The sequence below is a fragment of the Leptolyngbya sp. BC1307 genome (assembly GCF_002286735.1).
In the GTDB taxonomy this organism is placed as follows: domain Bacteria; phylum Cyanobacteriota; class Cyanobacteriia; order Phormidesmidales; family Phormidesmidaceae; genus Phormidesmis.
This window is the reverse complement of record NZ_NRTA01000132.1, coordinates 1-1,579: the sequence shown is the minus strand read 5'-3', so window position 1 is coordinate 1,579 and position 1,579 is coordinate 1. Positions and strand designations below refer to the sequence as shown.

The window sequence follows — 1,579 nt, the reverse complement described above, 5'->3', positions numbered from 1 at the left end:
GCGATCGCTTTTACCAATCGCAATAATCCCCTTAATCCAATCGTTGGGTACGAAGTTGGTTTCGTTCTTATGGGGGTGTTGTGGCTGGCACACTGAAACCTTTTATCGAGATGGAAAGCAATATCTCGGGCTTGATGAGTATCGGATGCGAACCTTTGAATCCATTCAAACCCATTGGACGTTGGTGTTCGTGGCTTACTCAATCTTGCACTTGGCTTGCTTGCCACCCCCGACAAAGGCTCCGGGCAAGCGCCCTACCCAGCTCACACAATCCATCGGGCAGGTCTGTCGCCAGCAATCGCAAGCGCTGATAGAAAAGCTAATCCTCTTTGCTCATGACTGTCTTGAACAGGGTGAATCGGCGTCGCAGGTGTTTGCCAAATTGTTTGACAAGCAGAATAAGGGGGTGCCTGCATGACTCGCTAGATAACGCCTCAATTATTTTTCTACCGTCAGAGCACAACACTCAAGCACCTAATCTAGAGATACCATAGACAATCGCGGACATCGTAATGATGAATTTCTGATAAGAAATCATCGTCGCTGAGTAGTTTTTGCTGGTGTGCTACGCAGCTTCATCTGGAGAGTAGAGATATTTCTGAAAACTAACAAACGTTTGATTGATAGCGCTGACGCTACCTAGCGCTTTCACGGCGTCTTGAATCGCCCGATACTTTAGCTCTAAGAGCTGAGGAAGTTTCGAGAGGTCAAGCTCGCCAACGCCTTCTTTAACTAGACAGTCCTAAGTTTCTGTTGAAGAATTATGCGGCCAAAGGTATCTGTTGTTGGGGTTCAGGGGGCTGAATTTTGGCAGCGAGTAATTTAGCCAGAAGTAGATTGGGCCTACGTTTTGATAAAACCACCGGTTGTAGATGCTGAAGCGCCATTCGAACAATTTGCTCGCTGGGCAACCCATGTTTTGGCAGCGTCCGAAACCATTGCGGAAAATGTACCCAAACCACGTTAGGCAGTTCTAAAGCGAGTACTTGCAATAGCCCCAAGGCAATAGCATTGAGATTGACGAAGCGCTCAAATGCTTCAACTTTAATGGCAACCTTTGCCTGGAAATCGGCATCGAAGTCAGCCAAGATAAGATTCTTGGGCCAGCCAGAGGCTCTGGTCATAGAGCGCAACCAGAAGCGATAGTCAAAGCCCCCAAGCAACTGAACTAATGAGCGAAAGCTGACCTCAATTTTGAACCGCCAGCCATAGGCTTCAATCACTTGCGCTCCGGTGAGTGTGGTGTCACTAGAGAGCAAAATAATCTGTTTGCCATTGGGCAGTTGCGTGAGCACGAACAACACTAATTCATCAGGACTGTCCCAATAGAATTTAAAGCACTGATAGTACACGGTTTGACGTTGACCATAGAGCCAAACGGCTGCTTGAGAGCAGGCATCCATCGGGGCAAATAGCTCTCTGAGTTTTATGTCAGAACCCCAGACTCTGGGCCGACCGGGTCCACGAATATCCGAATTGGCTGAAAAGTCGGCATGCGCCACGGTGGAAATCGCCGCTCGGCTGATCAAATGTAAACCCTGCGCTCGAAACGGTCTCAACACCTTCGCCGAAGCATAGT

General features: G+C 48.5%; 2 pseudogenes. One reads left to right on the top strand and one right to left on the bottom strand.

Annotated features, from left to right (window positions below):
* A pseudogene (locus CKL79_RS22965) lies at positions 1-418 on the top strand (hypothetical protein); the annotation flags it as partial.
* Between the two features lie 343 nt (positions 419-761).
* Here the strand turns inward: CKL79_RS22965 and CKL79_RS22345 are convergent.
* Positions 762-1,579: pseudogene (locus tag CKL79_RS22345) on the bottom strand (hypothetical protein); the annotation flags it as partial.